The sequence below is a fragment of the Nocardia terrae genome, assembly GCF_009760405.1.
In the GTDB taxonomy this organism is placed as follows: Bacteria; Actinomycetota; Actinomycetes; order Mycobacteriales; family Mycobacteriaceae; genus Nocardia; species Nocardia terrae.
On record NZ_WRPP01000009.1, the window covers coordinates 1 to 23,070 of the forward strand.

Here is a 23,070-nt window from a genome sequence, read left to right on the forward strand (position 1 = left end):
TGGTTTCGGTGAGCACGAGTGCGCTCTCTCGCCGATGAGCGACTGATTCCACGTCGGCCCTCAGGTGGTGGTCGAATACGCTGGGCCGGTGTTGCACTCGTCGTTGTCCTTCGCCGCGGTCGCCGGTCTGCTCACCCTGGTTCCGGGTCTGGATACCGCGCTGGTGCTGCGCGCGGCGGTGAGTCGTGGCCGCCGCCACGCGTTCGCCTCTGCGATCGGGATCGGGTGCGGCACGCTGATTTGGGGTGTGGCCGCCGCCGCGGGGGTCTCGGTGCTGTTGACAGCATCGGCGCTCGCCTACACGGTGCTGAAGACTGTAGGGGCGATCTATCTGGTGTGGATGGGTATCACCATGATTCGAGATGGACTCCGACGCCCCGTGGCGAATCTGGAAGCCGCGGTGGATGATTCACCGCGAAGCGTGTTCGGTGCGTGGGCGCGCGGGATGGGCACGAATCTGCTCAATCCGAAGGTCGGTGTGTTCTACGCTGCCATGCTGCCGCAATTTCTGCCCGACGGCGTCCCGCACCTGCTGATGGGCAGCGTTCTCGCGGTGGTGCACAACGTGGAGGGCATGGTGTGGTTCACCGTCATCATCAGTGTTGCGGGTGTGGCGAAGAGCTGGCTGAACCAACCGAGCGTGCGGCGCGTGATGGACTCGGTAACAGGAGTCGTATTGCTCGGGTTCGGCCTGAGGTTGGCATCCAGTCACCGGTGACGCTCGCGCCGAGTCGGTACCGGTGATCGGGCCTGGAGCGATCAGCAGGATGCGTGAATTCCTTTGCTCTGCAAAGGGATTCACGCTTTGTGGTGTCCGGAGGGGGACACGACCACTACGCACACGCGTTCCACCGGCGGAAATGCATATTTGTCGGTCGATAATCGAACATACATTCGCATGTATTGGCATCTAGGAAATGGGCCTGTCGCCACCGACCTGCACGCGTCAAGATCGATATGTGATAGTTCCACGCCCCGCCTCCGACGACGGGTGACGACCATGTCTGTACCAGCGGTTCCAGCATCGCCCACCTCGCCGACCGCGAGGCTCAGGCCCGTCGAGCATCCCGACCTCTCGCCGATCCTCACCCACTTCGTCACCCGAGGCCGCCCCTCCAGCAAACACGTCCCTGCCAACATCCTTGCCATGACTCCCAAGGCCCGCCTCGAATCAATCCTATGGCAAGGCAGCATCTCCGCGTTCGTAACCTTCTCGGGCGGCAGCCCTGCCGTCTGCATGACCGAAACCAAATTTGACGGCCTTGAGTTCCTCATCCGCGATCGCGGCTACCAACCTTGGGGATTGATATTCGGCCGCCAGGCCGTCTATGACGCCGGGGGTGGCCCGGTCTGGTACACCCGCCCTGGCGAATACGCCCGACTCGATCCCACCCAGCGTTCTTGGGCCGTGCGACTTGACCCCGGCTCAGACTGGCTCGAAGAACGCGAATGGCGGATTCCCAGACCGCCCCGACCCGATAACCAGCCACCCACGGTTCCTCTCGCCAATCTTGGACTCGCCGGACTACTTGTCGCCGACCTCGACTGGAACTGCACCAGACTGTTCCCCTACGGCACCGATGACGGCCAGCCAGCGGGCTACTACCAGCCCTTGAACTTCCATGTCATACCGCGATTCTGGTGGAACCCAACCGCCCGGAAGCTCCAGCTCGTCAACGGCACGACCTAACTGGCCCGTGACCTGAGCCGTCAGCCTTCCTTCATGTTAAGTGAGCCCAACGATCTTGAGGGTGTTGAGCAGTGCTGGATCCTCAACCGTGTGACCGTGCTCAAGGCTCTTGATCACCACCGTTGAGGTGGGAACTCTATCGACATGGAAGCTAGACCAAGTTCGGCATATCGGACAGTCGCGGCCGATCAAGTACGGTCGAAGAAGGTGCAGCCGCTGATCGGGTCCACGCAGATATAAGCTATCGATTTCCAAGTCGCCTTCATTGTGTTCGGCAGTGGTGATTGGTACAGCGGGATGGTCGCCCATCAACTCGCGGTACTCCACACGGGATATCTTAGTTAATGTGTCGCGTCGTACGGTAGTGACCTGCACAAGCGGCCAGTCAGTCAGGAACCTGGCCGCCTCAATTACTACATTCAGGTCCCGCGTGGCGTCCCGAATGGCGTCTGGCAGGGCGATCAGGTCAACGTGACGCATATGGGCTTGGTCATTTCTTCGAGCGGTAAGGCGTTGACGCGCCTTCTCAACCACACTATTCGCGAGTAGACCGCGCAGGTCACTTAGCGGGTGGGTTGTTGGCAAGGACCGAAACTGTTTGCTCGTAGCAGTTTCGGTCAAAATTGCTATCCATTCACCCAGGCCAGGCCCACTGCGACCTCTTTGCAGCTTTGTCTGGAGCTCTTTGGCCGCTCCAAGGTGTATCCCTGCCTCTCTTGCGAGAGCGAGGGTGACCAGTGCCGCGTAGCACAGCAGAATCTCGGTTACGTCGAGAATCGCTCCGTAGGCTTCGCGGGATGGTCCTGCGCTTTGGAGTGCGTGTGCCGTCCTCCATCGCGCGGCGATCGGATATGGAAAGCGCGTCCGAACGGTATGTCCAAGATCATCCAGAAGGGCGGCCGCCTCTACCCTTAGGCGAAGCGTTCGTCCAGAATCGATGACGCGAGCTCGCGCAACCGCCGGTGTTTGGTCCAGGAATACCGAGTCGAGGATCTCATCAGCTTGCGTCTGCCATTGGCGAAGGCGGATTTTCGCGGCCTCCAATTCCTCTAATGCATCTGCGAGGGCTTGATCTGGCTGTGGAACCACTAACTGATCCAGCGCTTTCCTGTCGACCAATACCGAGTCACGCATTCGGCTTACCGTGCCGTCTAACAGAATCTGGGCGACAGGGGTACGAAGAAATCTCAAGGCAAATCCTAGTTCCCGCGCCGAGCGGTTATCGCGCGGCCGCAAGACCAGGAGTGAATCGGCAGCAACCGCAGGCAGGTCGCACTGGCGGACGGCAGCCAGAATCATTCCGCCAGATGCGCTGGGTCGGTAAATTCGCCGTACAAGAACATCGCCCAACCTTAGTTGGAACTGCTCCGGCGGTCGCGCCCACACGGTGTCGTCGTCCGGTGAGGCTATCGCGCCTTCCCTGTCGACGTCTCTGCCGACCAAGACCCGCAGTGCACCAGGGTCATCCGCGCCACACTGCCACTCTGCTTTCAGCTTCATACGCTGAATTGTCTTTGGGAATTCATATAGCTGCCCCAGAGGTACGGCGTCGCCGAACTCTGAGAGGCTTTGCCGTAGAGCTGAAATGGCCGGGTTCGTGATATCGAATCTGAGGCCAATATTAGATTCGGGCAGCCCGTGAAGCACATACCCGTACTCGGTAGTGCCCCCACCCTGCCGCAGCAGTCGTACAAAGTCTGCCGTTATGGATTCAGCGGTGAGTCCGGCCTGGATCCGGAACATCCTTATCGGAGCCGATATTTCGGCCTTGCATCGTAGAACCACGGCACTGACAGACCCACTTGTACCGGGTCGAGGAAGATCGATCTCTGCTGCCTCGACTACCGCAACTACGTCCCATCGCGCGAGGACTGTCTCGCGCATGGTCTCCAAGTTTGGGGAACCAAACCCCCAAAGAGGAAGGACTACCGCCACGACCGACTCAGCCGAGTACGGCGCAAGTTCTTGAAGTGCGTGCTCGAATCCCGGCCGGCGGGACTCGGCTGGTCGGTCAAGAGCACTCGATGACGTACCCCCGCGACCCCAAATGGGTGCCCACACAACAGGGGTGCTCGCCTCGATCAGAGCAGACAACCTCGCGAGGGCAACGTCTGGTGTAGCGACACTGACTGTCACCCCGCTGAAAGCTGGCACTGGCCCATCGCCCGGATTGACCTCGACCAGGACACTCGGCTCATTGTCGCAAGACCGCCGCACGGCCAGTCCCAAGAGTCGGAGCAACAATCCGAACCGACTGTTGGAATCCGCGTGTTCTGCGTCCACCAAGCTTCCCCCCTCCATCGCAGATCTCAAGCCTTGCAGCATCACTACATCAGGCACAACTTCTTTCGAAGAACTGAGCATGCCACCGACATTGGGTGGTACGTGTCGATCCATAGGAACGAACTGGCCGCACGCCGGATTACCCCGGTCACCGCTACGCGGAATGGATCCTCCTCGATCCGGTCGGAGACCACGTCGACGCGGGTACGCCTGATCCGCGACCAGATCGAGGACAAGGTCCGCCACCTGCTCACTGAACTTGATGTCTCCATCACCAATAGCGCTTGGCACCAACAGCCCGAGATCGGCTCGGGTCATCGGTCAAGCAGCAGCTCGGAACGATCCGAGGAGCAACGTCAGGAGGATGCGGGTTCGTCTCGTGTCAGATACGACGTGCCCTCGGCGATGCTCAGTAAGTCGCCGGCCAGCAGGTAGGTCTGCGCGACGCAAGTGCGTGCTTCTTCGAGTGTCGTCTCCGCGTGTACGCCTTTGCTCGCCAAGGCGTCCAGGGCATTGAGCCGGGAACCGAACTCCGCGAGCGCCGATCGTAGAACCGGACCGTTCTTGTGCTTGCCAACTTGCTCGGACACATACTGGACCAGGCGATTTCGGTACGCATCGTCCGACATTTCACGGTCGACGCCATCCAAGCCGGTCACCTTTGTACCTGTCGGCGGATACAGTGCGTCGGCCAACGACTTGATCATTCGTCGACACGAGGTCAGTGCGTGCGAGATGCCCTCGGGGCTACCGTCTGCGATACGGTCTTGTGCCGCAACGAACTTGGTTGCGGCATCCGGTGCGTATTTCGCCAGCAGGCCGTTGATATGGATCTGAATCTGATCGAAGTAACTGGATTCGGCAGCCCCCGACTGGAGTTCGGACTCGGTCTTCACAAGGTAGACGTGCACTCCCTGTCGGACCCGGGAGATGATGCGACGCAACTCGTCGAGCTGCGGAATCAGCTTGGCCCGTGCAGCATCACTTTCCCTGCTGAAGAAATATGTGTCCGCACCGTTGAGGTTGGTGGGAAGAACCTCGTAGCCTGCGTAGACCCGCTCGATCTGCGCCAACGACGCCTCCAGCTGGTCGATGGAGGAGCCGTTGGTGTCGCCGCTGGCCATCTTGCGGGTCGCGAAGTAGTTCTCGCACTGGCGAATGTACTCCTGCTGGCCTTCCTCTGGGCCGATCAGTGCGTGCAGTTTCGACTTCACCTCAAGCAGCTCGTCGCGTGAATTGCCAGACCCAACATCACTTAGTTGCAGTAGTAGCCAAGCCTGCACACGAAAGTCATGCCGCAGTACTGCGATCCGGTGAGCCTGCCGCACGACAGCGGCGGTGCCGCGGTTCGGGTCTTCGAACTCATCCAATGCCTTGCGGGTCAGCAAGAGGATCTGTTCCACGTTGGTCACCGGCGCAGTGTACGGACCACCACCGACACCTCGGGCTGGGCAATCCAGTCCTGGCCACCGAAGACCAGGTCACCGTGATCGATGGTCTGCTCGCGGTGGCAGTGCTGCGTGGGCGGGTATTCGCCAGATAGCTGGATCGGCCGGTGGTCGGCCAATCACCTGGCGGGGGCTGTACTCGTGCTCTACGCGCTGCATGGGATGAAAGAGATCTTCTTCAGCGAGCACTGACCGCCAACGAACGTCGACCGGACGAGCCAGCTCGCGAAGCCCGTGGGGTACAAAGCGGGCCCAAAATAAGATCGTGCGAATCCGTTTGCAGCCCAAATGGATTCGCGCTTCACTGTGCCCGGAGGGGACATGACCACTACGCACACGCATTCCACCGGCAAAGATCGATATTTGGTGGGTAATCGTCAACGTGACATTGACGAAGCGTCCTGGATGTCACCGTCACTGGCGTGTAGTACCCCTTGTCGCGGGACGCACAAGCAGGCACCATGGTCGGGTGGGCCGTCCAGGAGGGCCTTTCTCGGCGCTACACCGCCCCTAGGTAGTCGCCATCAGAGATGAAGAAGCTGCGGCTGGTTCCGGGACGCGCGTTCGATCACTGCTGACCGCCCAAGGCATGGGCGTGCTTACTCGTGTTCGAGCATTTCGGGCGGTGGTGCTCGGGGACGGATGGAGATGGCAGCTGGTGGCAGTTTCGGAGCTCGAGCTCGAACGTACTGCAAGTGCACTGGTGAATCGCTGCAGTACGTGAAGACCGAACTCATGATCGATCCTAGGAAACCCATCCCGGCGGCGTCGGACCATCAAGCGCAGCTCGAGGCGATGGTGCTGCGGCAGCTGGCTGACCGTCGGCTCAGGTCTCCCCACCCCTTCGGTATCGCCCGAGTGCGACTCCTTGCCGACAACACGCCCATCATCCATCTCGACAGTCATGGATGGGCGTTCGAGAAAAAGTACTCGTCTCGGCTGACCGTGTCCGAAACTGTGCTGCCGCACGCGCAGCTCGATGTGGAGGAGGTATACGGCGCGATCGGGTTGCGTGTCACCGCGGCCGATGAGCGAGACATGATCGTCCAGCTCCTCGGCACCAACGCGAAGGTCATTCTCAGAACCAAAGAACGCACTGCATGGACCGAGTACCTGCGAATTCGTCGAGAGAAGCTCTTTCATGAACACGGATGCATTCCCTTATGGGAAGAGCCATCACTGACCGCTCATGAGCGTCGGCATCTGGACCGGCACGGCCGGCACCCGGCCGAGACCGACATGGCCTGGCTTGGATCGGCTCTGTTGCGGCGAATCGCAGTTCTTCGGACGTTCGGTAATGCCTACTCGTTTCGGCTCTGGACAAACTTTGAGGATTGGGTCATCGAGACCAGCACCCGCCGCGATGTGCCGCTTAACCATTCGGAGCTAATGGCTTGGTTTACCGATCCACGCTGGGGGGCAGAGCTGAGGTTGCAGAGCGAGCATTGTGAATGTCGCGCGGATAGCTTGTTCGATACATGCTGCCGGTTCAACCTCGCTCACAAGGGAGGTGAACCTGGCGGTCTACAGATGCGGTTCCATCACGAACGTCACTCCGACACAATCGATTACCGCCAGGAGTTAGAGGCAGTGGGTACCGAAGCGAAATGGCTTGACAGGGTCTTGCCTCTTGAAGCAGGGGCGGATGGAATCGAAACTCCTGCACTGAAAGAGCTCCGCAGAAGGTACTTCGCCCGACAGTAGCCAGGCCTGCCAGGACTCAGAGGTCCGGCAGGCCCCCACCTCGATCAGGGGCGGTGCCCGCAGTTACGGATGGTTTTCACCAGCCGCTGTGCGGACACCGCCGTGGCTCCGGTGATCGCTAGCGTGCCCGGCGCGCCGACGGTCAGGAAGAGAACCAGTAGTACTCCGGCCAGACCGGTCAGCGCCAGAAGCAGGCAGCCAACGCCGGTAATCATTAGAAGCGCCACTCGCCGAGACCGTTCACCACTATCGAGAGTCCGATCGATGAGGGCCGCATAGATCAGCGTGGGCGTTGCGGCTCTACGCATCGGGCGAACCTCCTCGGAGGCTTTCACCGGTCTTGGGGCCGTGATCGTCCATCGTCGCTGTGTCCGTTAGTAAATCGCGATCTTCGTCGTCGCGGTTCCGGAGCGTGCGGATCTGGACAGCGGGTTGCTGGATCGTGCGTGAGCTGCCGCCCCTAAAGTCAGCGAGATTCGCTGCACGATCGACAATTACGCGGTTCTTGGTGTTGATCGAGAACCGATCCAGATCAAGTCCTAGGTACGGGGTGGCGAGGTATTGGAGCACTTCCTCTGCTGGCCGTCCTAGATCGATCTCCAATGCGATTATGGCTCGGCGCGACTGCCAGACGTCGATCGCGAAGGCATCCTTGAAAAGGCCGTAGCGGCGGAGTACCGCGCTGCCTAGAGCCACATTCGGCTCGGGCGGATAATCCCAATACAATACCTCGATCTGGTCCAGTGCTGGTGAGCGCGTCAGAATCGGGTCAAGACATCGTCCGATACTGACAGTTTCCTCGTAGTCTTCTCCGCGAATCTTGGACCATATTCTCCGCCACCTACGCTTGCCTATTCCTTGGAGAATGACACAAGCATCGGTCAGACGACCTGAACTATCGAGCAGGTGCATTTGGAGGTCGTCCTTGCGTGGCGTGAACCGCACTCCCGGTATTCCGAGGTAGTCGCCATTGGTCTCGGGAACCGGCAGTAGTGCCCGTAAGAAGCGGTCGACCGTCTCCTCTGCTACATGGATAACCAAACCGCCACGACGAGGACTGACCATTCGAAATACCTTGTGCCCGTTGTATGGCTCATGGGAAACCATCGGCGCACATTCCCGAATCCGAAGGAGCAGTGAAGTTTCCAAACGCTGCTGAAACCGAGATGGAGCGTCCGGCAACAGAGCCGACCGGAGTGCGCCGGAGGTCTCGGTCGCGCACTGCCCTGATGCGATTTGACGAAAGAGCTCTGCAGACGTCGAACCAATCGGCAACGATCGAAGGCCACCGTGCACAAGAGCGCTTGCTAGTTGATAGCTCTCGCCAGTCAGGAAGCAACGAAGCTCGATGATCTGCTTGAGAGGGTCACCCACGACTCAGCCTTCCTCCTCGGCCGCCCGGTCCGGCGAGAAGAACCTAGTCAGGGTTCCGCAGCTGGTGTCGATCATGGTTTACAAGCGTGGTGAGCCGTTGCTCATTCAGTGGCCCTGTCGTCCTGCAACCGGGTGGACGACGCCAACATTGCCTCCACAAGCAGCGCTCAGCATAGCTTGTCGAAAGCCCTTCGGGCAAAGGGGTTCCGCGGTCGGAGAAGCAGGCTCGCAGCGGCGACCCGCCTCTAGGTCCCCGAGTTGGCCAGCGAAGTGTGGAACTTGACACCAACCCGGGCGCGGCGGTCAATGATGTGTTCAACGGTCGGATCGGGATGTTCCCGCGCGGACCGAAGTCTGTGAGCTTCACCAACCCGTTCAGCGGCACCGCCGAACGGAAATCGGTTCAGTGTCAAGAAGATACACAGCCGGATAGTGGGGAAAGCACATGAGCAACAACACTTCCTGCCCGAACTGCGGACAAATCGACTCGGTGCAGAGCATGCCCGCGATCGCTGCGACGGGTACGTCCATCGCGCACGGATCGAATACCTACACCGGAGTGGGGATCGGTTCCTCCGGCACCGTGGTTCCGATCATTGCGTCGGCGAACACCACAACTAGCCAGACCAACGCGCTAGCGGCAGCGACGAGGCCAGCTCCACCGCCAAGCTCCGTGACAGGCCCAGCAACATGCGGAGTACTCCTGCTGGTTGTCGCGCTGATCATGCTTGCGTGCCTCGGGGTAGCTGTCGCCTTCAATACGCCAACGGCTGGGGAGGCAGGGCCGAGAATCGGCGGATGGCTGGTCCTGGGTGGCATCATCGTGCTGCCGTTCCTGATCCCGTCGCTGATCGCGTTCTTGGTCCTGGCGCGCCGAACTAGCGAGAACGCTCGCATCACACGTGGACTGACCGCAGCGTCCGCATTGTGGGAGACGGCCTTCTATTGCCACCGTTGCGGTGTGTGTTACTGGCCGCGGCCGGTGTCGGGAGTTCCTGCTGCGCGGCAGCCACTCTCGCCGTATCAGTTTCAACAGATCGTGTGGAACGCAGGCGGATACGGTGTCGGCCGATAGCGGGGGGTCAGGACATTTGGAGTCGCTGTTCAGTAGCACTGGGCTCGACGCGGGGAATATTTCCGCCACGATGTAGTTCGGAAGGCGCTCCCTCGAAGTGGACATGTGATCTATTGCTGCACTTCACAAGTCTTCGTACGGCAAACCGGACAGGCTTGGCGGTTCCGAAGTGCTGAGGATTCGCTGATCCCTATCCTGCTGGGGTGATGTCTCCTACAGCATGGACAATGACGTGGCGGGGCGCGACGGTGGGCGGCATGGAGTGCGGCGACCGAGACGGCTTTCCGGTGCTGGCATTTCACGGGGCGCCAGGGTGTCATGTCGAGGGGGTTGCCTTCGCTGACGTCCCAGCAGCCGAGGTCGGAATACACCTGATCGCGATCGACCGGCCTGGAATGGGCATGTCGGAACTGGCCCCGCGCGAGCAGGTTGTCGACTTCGCCGAAACGGCAGCGGCGATCGCCGACCGGTTCCATATCGACAAGTTCGGAGTGCTGGGCGCCTCGGCGGGTGGCCCTTACGCCCTGGCCACTGCGTGTCAGCTGCCCGACCGTGTCAGCAAAGCAATCGCGGTCAGCTCGGTGGCTCCGTTCGATTCCAAGCCCGCAACCAAGGGCGCCGGTGGGGTGAAACCCGCTGCCGGACTTCTGATCTTGCGGAGGTTTCCATGGCTGGCGCGCCCCGTGTCGGCTCGACTTTCGAAGGTGGTACGTACAGATCGGGGATTGGAGGCGATGATCAAGAAGATGTCGCCGGCTGATCGTGCCCGGATCGAGAAGGATGGTCGGCTGCGGAATCAGCTCGGCGAGAACATCAGAACTGCCTTCGATACGGGCAGTCGGGGCGTGGCCCTCGACTTCCAACTCCTGTTCGCCCGGCCATGGGGATTTGATCCAGCCGATATCGCTGTGCCCGTGGAGATTTGGCACGGCGACGCTGACGGTAACGTGCCAGTGCAAGACGGTCGCAGGCTGGCCAACACCATCCCCGACAGCAAGTACGAGGAGGTGCCGGGCGCGGGCCATCTGCTGTTCGTTGATCATGCCCACACGATTCTGCGCTCGTTTTGCGCCTAGGTTCTGTCTCCTAATGCGGTGAATCGATCGGTCCCGATCTTGGGGCCGATCGTGCATCATGGCCGCCGTGGCGACCGTGACCGGTGATCGATACCAGGTTCTGACCGACAGACAGTGGGAACTGCTGGAGTTGCTGCTGCCGAAATCGGAAGGCCACGTGGGCCGTAACTTCGCCAACAACCGCCTGATCGTGGAAGGCATGCTGTATCGGCTGCGGACCAGCCTGCCGTGGCGGGACCTGCCCGACCACTTCGGACCGTGGCAGACGGTATGGAAACGCCACCGTCGCTATGCCGCCGACGGCACCTGGGACCGGGTGCTGACCGCGCTGCTGGCCTTGGCCGATACCACCGGCAACCTGGACTGGGTCGTCTCGGTCGACTCCACGATCGTGCGAGCGCATCAGCATGCCGCCGGCGCGGCCGCCGACTCGGTGAGCGGGCTATGAACCCGCCGACCACGCCATCGGACGTTCCCGAGGCGGGCTGACCACCAAGATCCATCTCGTCACCGATGGTGCCGGTCGAGGTTTGGCCGTGCTGCTCACACCCGGACAAACCAATGATTCACCGCTGCTGCCACCATTATTGGACGCGGTGGTCGTGCCTCGTTTGGAAGGCGGACCACCGCGGCGCAACCCCGAGGTCGTGATCGCCGATCGCGCCTATTCGGCCGCCTCGAACCGGAGCTTGTTGCGCCGCAAACGGATCCGCACCGTGATCCCCGAACGCTCCGACCAGGTCGCCAACCGCAAACGCAAAGGCCGCTCAGGTGGCCGGGCGCCGCAGTTCGACGCCGAGGTCTACAAGCGCCGCAACGTCATCGAACGGGCCTTCAACAGGGCCAAGCACTGGCGGGCGGTCGCTACCCGATACGACAAGCTCGCGACCACCTACCGTGCCGGATTCGTCCTGGCCCTCATCGTCGAATGGCTCAAATCATTGGGAGACAGGACCTAGTGCCGCACTGCCGAGCGGAGCGGCCTAGAGCTTCACGTGACTGCATTCGACATAGCACCCGCTACCCGGAGCCGCATTCACATAGCGTTCCGGGAAGCCGTTCGGGCACGCACCGACGGGTGGGTGATGTCGTAGCAGACGTCGCAGCCCTTGATCGGTGGGGGCGGGTTGGGGTTGGGGGTGATGTCGAGGATGGCTTGGGGGCGGCCGTCCGAGGATGGGATGCGGGTCCAGGCTCCAGTGACCTCGATCCAGTTGTCGGTCGGGGTGAATCGGACGCGCACGGTGACGAGGGCGCGGTCGCGCGCACCCGTGGCGAGTTCTTGGCAGGTGAGCGCGACTTGGTTGCGGCCGTCCAGGTCGTAGAGGGGGTGGTGGTGTCGCCATCCGGCCAGTGGGCTGTGTTCCTCGGCGAGCCATTCATGCACGAAAGCACTCTTGAGGTCTACCAACGCTAAGGCGTGGCCTGGGAAGATCGGGACGGCGCGCAGAGCGGCCACGGCTATGTCGGTGTCGTGGCTGGTGCTTGTGGCGCTGGTGTCGCAGATCACTGCGCGTACGCGCCGCTTGTCTCCCGTCCCGACCGCGCGGGCGGTGATGTGGAACTGGTGTTGTGTGCCGTCCTCGTAGCGTTTGGCGGCGGTGCCGACCCACTGGTCAGCAGGGGTGCCGACGAAGGTGAACATATCCAGGAACTCCGCGCGGGGCTCCCACCGGTCGAAGCTGGCCAGTAGTTCCGGAATGGTGCGGCCGCCGGGCAGTTCGTTGGGCGGGCGCAGCAGGTACTCGGCGGCCGGGTTTGTGGTGAGCAGGCCGGAGGGCGTCCACTCGACCGTGCCGACCACTGGAGGTTTGGGCAGCGGTTCGAGCAGGCCCGCCGAAAACAAGGAGATGGCGAATATGTCGTCAGAGGCCGGTCCACGCACCGGGATGGCGGAAACTCTGAACACACGGTCCTGGCTGTCGGTGGAGGCTTTGTAGTTGTTGCCCCCGTTGTCGAGGCATTCCCTCACGAGATCCTCGACAAGGTTGCGGGGAAGACTGGCACGCGCCAGCTTCGAGAATGCTCGGGGCCCTTCGTCATTGAGAATCAGTGACGCGTCGTCACGGTTGCCGGTCAGGGTCTCGATTACCACCCAGCCCCGCATCGCGGCACCTTGTTTCGGCGAGCGCGCTACCCCTGAGCGAGGCAGGTCGGTACGCCCTTGTTTCTCGGGTCCCGCGGCCGGCTTCGAAGACGGTCGTGCCGCAGAGAGATGGCGCTTCTTGCCCGGCTTGGGCTTGTTGTCGCCGGAATCGCCAGGAGAACGCTGTGGACTGGCCATGATCACTCGACCCCTTCTCCGCACCGACCTCCCCTGCCACCGGAGAAACAGCTTCCCGGTGTTTCGGTACTGCGGCGCGGTTCGCGTCGAACCGTTTGGAGCCCATGGCCATCGGACTGTAATTCCCGAGTCTAGTCCGCTAATAATCAGCATCGGGCAAATCCGGCAACACAAATTGTGCGTCGTGAACCCATTACGCGACCGGCCAAACCCTCGCCTACGGCACGCGTTGACCTTGCGGCAACAGAGGCGGATGCCAGAGCTGCAAGGCATCCGCGGAACGGATCCCTTCCCCGGTCAGAGGCCGATATCTCTCGGGTGTGTTGTGCAGGTCACAATCTGGGGATATCGTGAGAGGACTTCGGACAACGGGCGATATTCGAGTTACACACCAAGGGTGGATTCGAGAACCCGGCGGTCGAAGGTAATAACCTGATCGTCTTTTCTCGAACGTTTCGTCCGGGGTTAGGCGACGATTCCCAGAGTCTGCGGTGGCAGCTGCTGGATGAGCGCATCGGTCCTGCGTCCCGTCCTAATGGACGGGGACACACCGAGCGCGATTCGTTCAATTCATGAATTCATCAATTCCCGTGCTGTGCGCTGGCCAGTTCCTCGGTGCGCGTCGATGACGCGTGTGCTGTGGGTCGACTCATGCGCTGGTGATGTCGCGCGGGGTCAATCTGGAGGTGTGCAATGAGCTGGTCGATGCGTAAGCGTTCGATGTCGGTGCAGGCGCATGCATTGGTGGCCGCGACCCGCGAGGCTGCTGATTCCGTTGCTGCGGTAGGCATCTGGGTGGTGTGGCTGTACGAAGGCCACGTCCTCGAGTGTGAGTTGACCACCCATCTGGATGCCGAGATCGCCGGGCTCGTGCGATCGGGAGCTGATACGGCGGTCGTGATCGCGGTCGCCCCATCTCGCATGGAGGCACCAGTCGACGGACGAGTCGAAGTGCTGTGTGAGTACCTGGACGCCAAGGGAATTCGCGTCCACGCGGTGCATGTTCGAGCGTTGCGGGAAGGCGAGTTGTGGACCTCGTTGCGGGGGCGGGCGCTGGCCGGTGTGGTGCCTGCGGTCACGCGGCCTGCGCCGACACGGTCCCATCGTGTGCGCGTGCCGCATCGCCGCGCACAGGCGGTCGGAGCCCGGCCGCGTCTGTTGATCGCGGTCTGCGCGGGGGCGGCCATGTTGTTGTGTGGCCCGTACGCGGCGGGAGCGCCTCCGGTCGGGCAGCCTGGACTGATCTCCGATCCGCCTTCAGCAGGGCAGCCTGGGCTGTCCACTGCTCCGCGCCCGGCCGCGCCGGCCGCCTCGGATGACAAAGCGCCCTCGGCGAGCACCCCCAATTCCGCCGACGTCGAGGTTATGGCTCAGCCGTCCCCATCGACCTTCCGTCCATCTGAGCCGCAGTCGGACACTTCGCCGTCATTGCCGGGTCATTGGCCCTCGGCACCTGCGGGAACCGTGCAAGCAGGCGAGGGCCCGCGCTACACCAAAATCGCGGCACCGCCCGCTGATGTGGTGCAGATCGGTGCGGTGAGCGTTGAGCGCCCTGAGCGGCTGCCCGAATCCATCGCGGCCCGAGAACAGCAGTGGAACGACTTTCTCACTGACCAGGCCGCTACCGCTCTCGACCAGAGCGGCCTGCAGATCCCGGTCGCTGACCAGCTGCTGGGTACTGACGGCGGCCAGGAAGTGCCGCAGCCGACCGAGCTGGCCTGGCTGCAGGAGGTCGCGCTCGAACCGCAGATGCTCATGCCGGTGGCCGCCGACCCGACCGACTCGCTGACCAATACCGTCGCCGGACAAGTGGAACCCGATCCGTGGCAGATGCTGGCGCAATTGCCGGTGTGGGGTGAGGAGGGCCTGTCATGAGCCTCGACATAGAGGATCCCGACACGCCGGAGATCGTTCTCGACCCCGAACCCTCCTCGCCTGCACCGGGTTTGGCTCACTGGCTCGCCGCAACTGCCGGAAGTCCCGACACCGCTCGCGCGGTTCGAGAGCATCCACAGTGCAGGCGGCCCTTCCTCTTCGGTGTTCGCAATCCCCGTATCCGGGTCGTGGCCGGTGCATGGGTGGTCTCCGCCGCGATCGTGGGCGTCGCCGCCTGGGCTGGCCACGGTCCCGCCCATGAATCTGGTTCTGGCAGTACGACTTCGCCGTCGGAGGCGGTGTGGCAGTCGCCGTCAGGGCCCGGCCCGGTGAGCAGCGGTAACGCTGCCGGATGCGACTCGGCCGCCCGCGAGCGTGATCTCGCCGCGGTGGTCGCCGGGCCGCCACGAGTTCGGGCCGAAGGCGGGGCTGCGGCGATCGAAGTGTTCGAGGCCGCCTACTACCTCGCCCGCGATGCGGGCAGGGCTCGCGCCTTAGTGGCACCCGCCGCGGCCATTCCGCAGGCCGCGCAGATCCAGGCTGGGATCGACTCGATCCCAGCGGCGACCACCTACTGCACGCACATCACCGCACTCGATCACGGTCTCTACGCGGTCGAGGTGGCCGAAACGCGCGCGGACGGCACGAAGAACCTGTGGCGGCAACGCATCTCGACTGACGACGCCGACCACGCCACGCTGATCACTGCAATCACGCACCTGTGATAGCCGTGATCGACAAAAACCTTTATCCAGCAACATATTGCGAAACTGCCGCGTAGGTAAGAAGGTGGTGGTGGGGATGTTGATCGCAGTAGCAGGACTCGCGCCACGATCGGGAGCGAGCACGACCGCGCTCGCGGTAGCCGCGCTGTGGCCCGGCCCCGAACGGGTGATCATGCTCGAAGCCGATCCGCGCGGTGGCAGCCTCGCCCAGCGTTGCGGCGGAGACCCCGGGCGGGGACTGGCCAGCCTCACCGCGGCGGCCGGCGAGACCGGCATCCTCACCGCCACGAACCTGGAAGCGCATTTGCAGCGCCACCCCAGCGGGGTCTCGTATCTGGCCGCCCCCACCGCGCCCGACGCTGTAGCCGAGGCGCTGACCACACCGGTCTCCTGCGATCGCACTCTGACACGGGAGTCGGTCGTGATCGCCGACTGCGGTCTGGCCCGCCCCGACTCGGCGGCAGCACCACTGCTCACACACGCGAACCTTCTACTGCTGGTGGCTCGCGCAGACCAACTCGCCGCGCTACGCGGAGCCGGTGGCCTCACGGCCCGCTACCCCCGCGCGGCGCTCGTATTGGTAGGCGACCCGCGCCCGGTTCCTGCTGACCTCGATGCCGACGTGCTCGGCTGGCTACCGCTCGACGAATTGGTTGCTACCGCCCTGCTCGACGGACGAATCCCGCTGCGGCGCAACAATGTCGCCGCCGCCCGAACCCTCGCCACCATCGTCCGTGGTCGAGTAGCCGTGGCACCGGTCGCCCGAGTGTGGAGTCCGTGGCGGCGCGGAGCCCGCTCGCTCTTCACCCGTAACCAGGTGCCCCGCGTATACGCGATCAACCACGCCTCCTGTGGCCGTGCCGAATCACGACCGCCCGCTCACCGATCGCACCTACCGGTGCCAGCGCCGACCCTCGCGCCGCTGCCGTCAGCCTCGGTCACCGCGCCGCTCAGGTGCTCCGAACCTCTTGTCGCGCAGTCAGATGCCGTTCTCGCGCCCTGCGCCACGCTGACGCGAGAATCCGCCGAACCGGCCCCGATGTTCACAGTGGCGCTGTTCGGGCCGCTGCATGTGACATGGCGGGCATCCTGCGCCCCTGCAGGGGAACCACACGGAGGAGCAGAAGTCACTGTCCCGTTGCAGCGGCGCAGCCGCGAACTACTCGCGCTGCTGGCCCTGCATCCCGCCGGATTGACCCGCACCCAACTGATAGACACCCTGTGGAGCCAGCGGTGTCCACACCGGCCGACCAATGCACTGCACACCGCCCTCGGCCGCATCCGCGCCGCCCTCGCTCACGCCAGCGGAGGCACCGCCGGTCAGATTGTGCTCAGCGACTCCGGTCGTTACCGCCTCGACCCCTCCCGAGTCACAGTGGACTACACCGCCTTCACCGACGCCCTCGCCAGCCACCGCAGCGCGGTCAACGAGGCCGACCGCCGCTCCGCCTGCGAACGCATCGTCGGTCTCGCCGCGGCCGGGACACTGGCAGCAGACCTCGAGACCGACTGGCTCGAGCCGATCCGCGAGCACGTACGCCGGGAGGCGCTGGCCGCCGTTGGCGCGCTCGCACAGATCCTCGTCGTCGACGATCCCCACGCCACGTTGCACCTGCTCGGCACAGCTGTCGGCATCGACCCCTACAACGAACACCTCTACCACGACATGATGCGTCTGCACGCCCGCCTGGGCGAACACCACGCCATCGCCCACACCTTGGCCCTGCTTACCCACCGCCTGGCCGACCTCGGCGAAAAACCCAGCCGAGAAACCCTCGACATCGCGCGCCAACTACACCCGAAACGCACGCCGATTCGTCGCACTCAAAGGAAATGAGTCGCAATGTAATCGTCAGACGCGATGCGCGCATTCCATGCGGACGGAAAGGGCGCAGCAGTCAGGGATTTGCAAGCGATCGACATACCCTCCGGCCGCAACTGGCACCTGGTATCCCAGAAAGAACAAAAGACCACATTATCAAGATGCTAAAGATGTTTCCATAAGAGACGCGCGCAGCGATTCATCCAGCTCCCGCCAGCGCCGTACAATTTGGTTGACGCCACAAACCCTGAGGTGGTTAGATGGATTCTCTGAATATGGATATCAGGTCCGATGTAAAAGTGCTATTCCATGAGTCTCGATCAGTTCCTCTCGGGATATTCTGTTCCACACTCGTCAAGGCTTCGAATGTGTCGATGGACCAAGCTCTGGCGGGCTGCGAGATCCACGGAGATCTGTTCGGGGTGGTGTTCGGGGTGTTTTTCGGCGTCACAGTCGGGGTGGCCATCAAGTCGCCACCCCCACACCCTCACAGACCCCCTGGTCAGTGGCCTACTTCTCGTCACCGCCTCTCCCAGGGTCCCTATCCCCGGTAGGAGAAGGATGACATCGGGGCGGCCGGGGTGGCGCGCTCGCTCCCTCATTTGGGTTGATATCGGGCTATTCATATTCGTGGTTAGGTCGATTTCTATCGACCTAACAGGCCGCCCTTTTTATTCTTCCTCGACTCTCACCTCGTTGCACCCTTGCCTCTCGGCCGGCCGCGCGTTGCATTCCATTCCTTGCTTGCCCGGTTCGAGGCCCTGACCTGCGAAGATCGGTCCAAAAAAGTTGTCGATTTCGGTTGTGTTTCGCGGTCGTGCAGAGCTAGCTTCGAACGGTACCCGGGGAAATTCGACCCCCACCGCAATCGAATTCCGGCCCCCGCTCATATGTGTGACTACCCGAATCAAACGGCGGGGTGCAACCGCAATTCGATAATCCCGAAAAGGAGTCCCGATATGACCATCAACACCGCCCCGCGATTGGGCAACGGCGAACTCCGGCGCATGGTCGCGCACGTGCTGGCCGACAACCCCGGCCTCGAATACAGCCCGCGCGACATCGCGAAAATCACCGGGCGTTCATCGGGCGCGATCGGCAATGCCCTTGAGGTTTTGGTGCGCGCCGGGAACGCCGAACAGACCCAGGCCGCGCCCCGCCGCTACCGCGCCAACGCCGAGACCGCCCGCGCCGCCACGGCGGCCACCCCGGCCCCGGCTTCGGCCGCCGCGCCTCGCCGCCGTACGAAGACCGCCGCGCCCGCACCGGCCGCCGCCGCGACCCGAGGAGCGGGTACCGCCGCCGTCACGCACCGCCGCATCGCGCCCCAGCGCCGCCGCACCGCCGCCACGGGTCGGGCCGCCGCCCGCGCCCGCACGACCGCGAAATTCGCCTTGGCACACACCGCCTTCGCGTTGGTGCTCACCGCCGCCGCCCTGGTGCTGATCGTGTCCGCCGCCATACGTGCCGCCGCCCGCGTCGCCGCGACCGTCAAGGCCGCCCTGACGCACACCCCGGCCCCGGCCGCCATCCCCGTACGGCTCGTGCCGACCGCTGCACCCGCCGCAATCGAACCGGCACCGCGCACGGTCGATCCCGCACCCCGCGCGATCGCACCCGCAACGCGCCCAATTGCACCCATCCCCACCCCGTCCGCCGACGCCGCACCCGAACCGGTGAACCCGGCCCCGGCGAGCACGGCACAACCCGCCGCACCGGCACAGGACGTGGCCCCGGCCGAGAACCCCGCGCCGGTCACCGCCCCGACCACCACCGGCAAGCCGAAGACCGCCGCCACCCGCAAAACCACGGCATCAGACACCGCGCACGCGACGGCGAAACCCGCCATCAAGCGCGCCGCCACCACAAAGGCCACCGTCGACAAGTCCACCGACACGGCCCCGGCCCCGGTCGCCACCAAGACCGGTAAGCCGAAGGCCACGGCGACCGGCAAGACCAAGACCACGGTCAAAACCCCGAAGACGGCTGACGCACCCGGCACCGTGACCCCCGCGCGGGCGCGCCGACCGCGCACCACGAACACCGCTGCCGCTTAACCCCCCCGCGCGTTGGGCGTGCCGACCGGTGCGCCCAACGCGCGCACACGAAACCACTACCGGCACAAAGGAATCGAGGCGATCGCCATGACCGACCACACGAACCCCTGCAACCACACCGCCCGCGATGCGGCTCCCACCGCCCACGAGAATGCAATCGCGGCAAGGGTTTCACGCTGGCAGCGGCAGCCCCGCCGCGCGATTGGCACGACTGCGACGGCGGGGCACGGATTGTCATCCGCACGGCCGACTACCACTACGTGGTGATCGTGCCCGCCAGGCGCGACGAGACCGAACAACCCCTGCCCGCGTACATCGAGAACCGGCTTGTACGGACCCCCGGTGGGCGCGTGGCCCCGTTCCCGCACATGCGCGCCGACGCGCACACCACCGCCGCCCTGGTCACCGCCTACCGCCACGCACGCGACCTCCGCGCCCGCGCCGCCGCCGATATCCACGCCGCACACCCGTGACCCGCGATACGGACACCCGCACCCGGACCCCATGCGGCCCCCGCACCTGTCCCGAACCCACCTAATCCCAGGAGACTGATCATGAACCCGCACGCCATCTACGAGGCCCGCAACATCGTCACCCGCAACCACTACGCGATCTATCAACGCAACGCCCAGGGCCTCTACCCGGTGGTGCACGTGTTCGGCACCATGCGGACCCCCACCCTGGCGTTCCTGACCGAGGACGAGCTGCCCCCCTACAGCTTCGGCGCGGTACGCACCGTCGTCGGCATGTCCCCCGAGGGCCTGGAAATCCTCAATGGCGGCGTCACCGGCGCGCTTCTCGATGCCCTGCCCGCCGGTCACGAACCCGAGATCGGCATGTAGCACCGACACAACAGGCGCGGCCCCGCCGTGGATCGCGCCGCCCCCAGCACATCCGGTGGTGCGGGCATGGCAACGAATGCCATGCCCGCACCACCGTTTTCGCGTCTAACCACCCCTGCGGGACGGCCCCGGCAACCGGTCCAGCAACGCGACCCGGGACGCGTCGCGGCGGTTCGACCCGCGTCGCCACCGCGTACCCGCCCGCCGCTGTGGGCCCTATCGCGACCCACCGGCACCCGGGCACGGGGTGGGGGCGGGGCCGCGAACCGACCGGAGGGCGTTCATGTTTCGTGGCCCTCACCCAACCGCACCGGGGACACCCGGCCCTGTTCACTGCGCCGGGCACAAAAAGGGCGGCGGTGCCGCCCCTACTGGGGCGGCACCGCCGCTTGCCGGTTCGGCCCTAGTCCGTGCTCGTGCCGGTGCCGTTCTGGGTCGAATCCGCCGGGATCGCCCCGGCCGCAACGAGATCGGCGAGGCTGCGACCTTCGGTCCGTTCGAACGGGAATGGGTCGGCAAAGGCGTAGTCGCATTGCCAAGAGGGCGAGCACTGCTCACAGATCGTGAGGTCGTGCTTGCATTCGGCCTCGGGCGCAACCGGAATACGGCATTCGCGCTTGCCCGTGCTGATCTGCGCTCCGGTCGCGGCGTCGGTGCAGGTCAAATCCAACCAGCCGATCACGGTCTCGTTCATTTGATTATTCCTTTCGTTCCGTGGGTCGCGGTTTCCCCTTCGCCGCCGCGATCACCGACACGGGCAGGTACCCGGGTAGGCGGTCGCGGGGCGGGGTTGGGGTTCACCGGTGCGGCGTCGCCGGTGACGGCGACGCCGGTGTTGTACGGGGGTAGATAGATCCCGGCCGGGCAGGTTCCCGCCGGATGCGCGGGCCGCGAACGCGGGAACCACGTCCATGGACCCTCCGTGCCCCGCCGATGTCAAGCCGATCAGCCAACAAGACGGGCGTCTTGTTGAAACCGCCTGATATTCAGCCTGTTTCGAGCATTCGCGCTATGTGGACCTTGCGAGGATGTTCGGCAGGGGCTGTCAATCGGAGTGGCGCTCAGATCATTTGGTGTGCTCGATTTGGTTGGTGATCCAGTCGAGCACGGTGGGCAAGGTGCTGTCGTAGCCGGTCTGGTGGACACCGGAGGTGTAAAAGCGCGCCGCGTCGCTGCCTTCGCGCGCTAGGTCCGAAAGCGCGCTGCTAGTGTTCGGGTTGTTGGTCAGTGCGGAGGCCAGCGACGAACCGGAGCCGCCGCTAGTTGTGGTCAGTGCTTGTGCGGCGGTGGCGGCGAGGTCGGCGGCGATGGGTACCATGCCGACCAGCTCGATGCCCGCGCCGAGGACGTCACCTGCGGCGAGTTTTTCGGTGGCGCGCCAGGCGATCTCTTGGGCGGAGCCGATGTCGGTCGCGACGCGGGAGAGGTCGGTGCGTGCCAGGATGGCGACGATCTGTGCGGCGATGGCGGTGGTGCCGGAGGTGTCCATCGGGGCGGCCAGTTCCAGGGCGCGGGCGACGAGTCCGAGGTCGGCCTTGTCGGCGAGCTGGACGAGCGGGCTGAACGCGGTGTTGATCTCGCTGGAGAGCCGGTGTGCTTCAGGGATATTGCCGGCCAGGACTGCCCCGGGGAGTGCACCGAGGTCGCCGAGCAGGGTGGGGATGCCCGAGGCGAACGAGGCGAGACCGCTGGCCACCACGACGACCTGCTGGGCGACGGTCGCGGCGTCGAGCTCACCGTCGGAGGAGGTGCTCACCGCGGGCGTGCTGTCTTCACCGGTGAAGGCACGTCCGAGTGCGCTCCATGCCGGTGAGGACTGGTCGGAGGTCGCGCAGTACAGGTCACCGGCGGCGCACACGGTGCGGACTCGGTCGGCCAGCGAGCCGAATCCTTGTGTGCGGGGGCCGGATACGCCTTGCCCGTCGGTGTTGGTGCCCAATTGCGGGGTCGCCGAGTCGCGGCGGGGGTCGGCTATCAGTGCGACCGCCGCCACCCGAGAAGCCGCGATCGTGGAGGAGCCGGTGCCGATGGCCGAGGCGACATCACCTGCCACGTCGGCGCCCTGGGAGTAGCCGGCGAGCACGACTCGCGTTTCGGAGCACAATCCGCCGAGCAGTCCCGAGAGTACTTGCTTGCCTTCGGTTTGTGAGCTGGCGTATGGGGCTGCGGCGGCGGGATAGGACAGATAGCGGACGTCGATGTCGCCGCCGTAGCGGGTGGCCAACCCGTTGCCCAGTGTGGCCAGCAGGCCCACCGGTTGGGCGGGGTTGGCGGCGGCGTTGGTTTCGCCCGTGCCGGGGACCATGATCGCGGTGACCGGCGCACAGCCCGGGGCAGCCGTGGCGGTGCCGGTCGCGATGGCGGTGGCGGTCACGGTGGCCGCTAGCAGGGCCGTCACGGTGGCGGCGGCGGTCATTCGGGCCGGTGCGCGCCCGCGACGGCGGAACTGCGCAATGGGGCGTGTGGAGCGGGAGCGGTGGGTTCGCATGGGGTTGCCTCCGGAGAAGTCGAACCGTGCGCGGGGCCGGGTGGCCTCGCGCACGGGAACTGCTTCTGTGGGGGTGTTTTTCGACATCGAGACGCAAAGATTTTTCGCAGCGACCTCCGCGCTCCCGCATGAGGCGGGCAGGCAGGGTGCCTGGCTAGTCCGCCTGATTGGCCTGCTGTTCGGGTGGGGCCGGACTTGTCAAACAGGAGCTGCCCCGTTACACCCTTGGCGCGATGCCTGGCCGTCGACCGCGAACTTGCGGGTGGCATGTAACACCAATTCGACAACCGCACAGCACAGGGTCGGCAACTCTGAATCGAAAGACCT

18 protein-coding genes are annotated in these 23,070 nt (G+C 64.1%); 11 read left to right on the plus strand and 7 right to left on the minus strand.

Translation table 11 applies throughout. The features are described from left to right. The first annotated feature begins 88 nt into the window (after positions 1–88). Both GPX89_RS34435 and GPX89_RS34440 read left to right on the plus strand, forming a co-directional pair. Positions 89–718, plus strand: coding sequence for a LysE family translocator (locus GPX89_RS34435; RefSeq protein WP_328602639.1), 630 nt, complete (start codon positions 89–91; stop codon positions 716–718). A 429-nt stretch (positions 719–1,147) separates the two neighbouring features. Then, a complete protein-coding gene (locus GPX89_RS34440) occupies positions 1,148–1,690 on the plus strand; it encodes a hypothetical protein (protein WP_157391935.1) in 543 nt (180 codons plus the stop codon). Positions 1,691–1,726: 36 nt separating this feature from the next. Here GPX89_RS34440 and GPX89_RS34445 read toward each other — a convergent pair whose 3' ends face one another. Together GPX89_RS34445 and GPX89_RS34450 are read right to left on the minus strand one after the other, a co-directional pair. Beyond that, the gene (locus GPX89_RS34445; RefSeq protein WP_157391936.1) at positions 1,727–3,190 is read right to left on the minus strand and encodes a restriction endonuclease; all 1,464 of its coding nucleotides are present in this window, start codon (positions 3,188–3,190) and stop codon (positions 1,727–1,729) included. 1,139 nt (positions 3,191–4,329) lie between these two features. Then, the gene (locus GPX89_RS34450; protein ID WP_157391937.1) at positions 4,330–5,385 is read right to left on the minus strand and encodes a hypothetical protein; all 1,056 of its coding nucleotides are present in this window, start codon (positions 5,383–5,385) and stop codon (positions 4,330–4,332) included. 756 nt (positions 5,386–6,141) lie between these two features. On the opposite strand from GPX89_RS34450, the gene GPX89_RS34455 reads away from it, so the two are divergent. After that, entirely contained in the window at positions 6,142–7,125 is a 984-nt protein-coding gene (locus tag GPX89_RS34455; protein ID WP_157391938.1) for a hypothetical protein, read from the plus strand. Positions 7,126–7,169: 44 nt separating this feature from the next. On the opposite strand, the gene GPX89_RS34460 is transcribed toward GPX89_RS34455, so the two are convergent. Both GPX89_RS34460 and GPX89_RS34465 read right to left on the minus strand, forming a co-directional pair. Beyond that, positions 7,170–7,340, minus strand: coding sequence for a hypothetical protein (locus GPX89_RS34460; RefSeq protein WP_157391939.1), 171 nt, complete (start codon positions 7,338–7,340; stop codon positions 7,170–7,172). A gap of 85 nt (positions 7,341–7,425) precedes the next feature. Then, entirely contained in the window at positions 7,426–8,232 is an 807-nt protein-coding gene (locus GPX89_RS34465; protein ID WP_157391940.1) for a hypothetical protein, read from the minus strand. Positions 8,233–9,801: 1,569 nt separating this feature from the next. Here GPX89_RS34465 and GPX89_RS34470 point away from each other — a divergent pair. Both GPX89_RS34470 and GPX89_RS34475 read left to right on the plus strand, forming a co-directional pair. Next, entirely contained in the window at positions 9,802–10,650 is an 849-nt protein-coding gene (locus GPX89_RS34470; protein ID WP_157391941.1) for an alpha/beta fold hydrolase, read from the plus strand. A 58-nt stretch (positions 10,651–10,708) separates the two neighbouring features. After that, positions 10,709–11,609 (plus strand): IS5 family transposase gene (locus GPX89_RS34475; protein WP_407939523.1). Its coding sequence is split into 2 segments (ribosomal slippage): positions 10,709–11,091 and positions 11,090–11,609, totalling 903 coding nucleotides; the frame shifts between segments, so codons are not numbered across the junction. Positions 11,610–11,686: 77 nt separating this feature from the next. Here GPX89_RS34475 and GPX89_RS34480 read toward each other — a convergent pair. Then, positions 11,687–12,934, minus strand: coding sequence for a GAF domain-containing protein (locus GPX89_RS34480; protein WP_157391942.1), 1,248 nt, complete (start codon positions 12,932–12,934; stop codon positions 11,687–11,689). Between the two features lie 705 nt (positions 12,935–13,639). Between GPX89_RS34480 and GPX89_RS34485 the strand changes: the two genes are divergently transcribed. The 6 genes from GPX89_RS34485 to GPX89_RS34510 all read left to right on the plus strand — a co-directional run bounded on the left by GPX89_RS34485 (position 13,640) and on the right by GPX89_RS34510 (position 20,255). Beyond that, entirely contained in the window at positions 13,640–14,809 is a 1,170-nt protein-coding gene (locus GPX89_RS34485; RefSeq protein WP_157391943.1) for a hypothetical protein, read from the plus strand. Between the two features lie 188 nt (positions 14,810–14,997). After that, a complete protein-coding gene (locus GPX89_RS34490; RefSeq protein WP_157391944.1) occupies positions 14,998–15,534 on the plus strand; it encodes a hypothetical protein in 537 nt (178 codons plus the stop codon). A gap of 76 nt (positions 15,535–15,610) precedes the next feature. Continuing rightward, the gene (locus GPX89_RS34495; protein ID WP_157391945.1) at positions 15,611–17,371 is read left to right on the plus strand and encodes a BTAD domain-containing putative transcriptional regulator; all 1,761 of its coding nucleotides are present in this window, start codon (positions 15,611–15,613) and stop codon (positions 17,369–17,371) included. A gap of 944 nt (positions 17,372–18,315) precedes the next feature. Then, complete coding sequence (locus GPX89_RS34500; protein ID WP_157391946.1) at positions 18,316–19,413, plus strand: hypothetical protein; 1,098 nt, start codon at positions 18,316–18,318, stop codon at positions 19,411–19,413. 269 nt (positions 19,414–19,682) lie between these two features. Next, positions 19,683–19,886, plus strand: a complete 204-nt coding sequence (locus GPX89_RS34505) for a hypothetical protein (RefSeq protein WP_157391947.1) — start codon at positions 19,683–19,685, stop codon at positions 19,884–19,886. An 81-nt stretch (positions 19,887–19,967) separates the two neighbouring features. Further along, positions 19,968–20,255, plus strand: a complete 288-nt coding sequence (locus GPX89_RS34510; protein ID WP_157391948.1) for a hypothetical protein — start codon at positions 19,968–19,970, stop codon at positions 20,253–20,255. Between the two features lie 403 nt (positions 20,256–20,658). On the opposite strand, the gene GPX89_RS34515 is transcribed toward GPX89_RS34510, so the two are convergent. Further along, positions 20,659–20,949, minus strand: coding sequence for a hypothetical protein (locus GPX89_RS34515; protein ID WP_157391949.1), 291 nt, complete (start codon positions 20,947–20,949; stop codon positions 20,659–20,661). A gap of 372 nt (positions 20,950–21,321) precedes the next feature. Beyond that, positions 21,322–22,797, minus strand: a complete 1,476-nt coding sequence (locus GPX89_RS34520) for a cutinase family protein (protein WP_157391950.1) — start codon at positions 22,795–22,797, stop codon at positions 21,322–21,324. Positions 22,798–23,070: the final 273 nt, after the last annotated feature.